We start from the raw sequence: 720 nt of genomic DNA on the forward strand, positions 1-720 counted from the left end.
TTTCACGCGTGAGGTTCTGGCAGTGAAATTCACAGCATGGTCGAAGTGGTTTCCTCAACTCTCCTCACCTCACCCCTTATCCCTAAACGCAACACGTTTGCGTTTATCTTTCCTTAACAACAATTAACTCCAAAATCTTTCTGCTGCTTTCTTTCCTAAATAAGCGAATAATCCTTTTATAATAACAGCCAGTAACCATACAATTGAACTGACCGTAAATACCGTCATATAACTAACATCTAGTTTGAAAATGAAACTAACAATCCAAGCTAACCCTAACCAAGTACCTGACCACATTCCAAATGAAATAATTAGTAACCCTATTACAGCAATAGTGACTCCCGCACCTATGCCTTTCATCATTTCCTCATCTCCTTCTTAACAACAAACAAGACGCCACCCAGATCACGGCAGCGCCTACGATAATTGCTATTGGTTTAATCATTTTTAAATTTGTGTTCCTTTACATAACGCTATTTCCCTTGGGTTAGCAGTAATCTTAGTAACTGGATTAAAATGTAACGTCTGCACTGGTTTATTTTCGAATCGACTCATAACCTTCTCTAACTTCTCGAATGCTTCTACACATTCATTAGCTGCAGCAGTTAATTCCTTAATTCCCTCTAATGCTTTTGTTGTATCTACACTAACTTGTATTGTTAGTTCACTATTCTTATTTTGATTTACTTGCTTTTCTACTGGGCTATATGGTTTCTCTAT

1 protein-coding gene and 1 pseudogene are annotated in these 720 nt (G+C 37.4%); both read right to left on the reverse strand.

Translation table 11 applies throughout. The features are described 5' to 3' along the window. Positions 1-123 precede the first annotated feature (123 nt). On the reverse strand, positions 124-363 hold the full coding sequence (locus tag MR058_RS22905; RefSeq protein ID WP_087095260.1) for a hypothetical protein: 240 nt from the start codon (positions 361-363) through the stop codon (positions 124-126). Positions 364-447: 84 nt separating this feature from the next. Then, positions 448-720: pseudogene (locus MR058_RS22910) on the reverse strand (hypothetical protein); the annotation flags it as partial.

Origin of the sequence: Bacillus cereus group sp. BfR-BA-01430 (assembly GCF_022663115.1) — a bacterium.
In the GTDB taxonomy this organism is placed as follows: Bacteria; Bacillota; Bacilli; order Bacillales; family Bacillaceae_G; genus Bacillus_A; species Bacillus_A cereus_BD.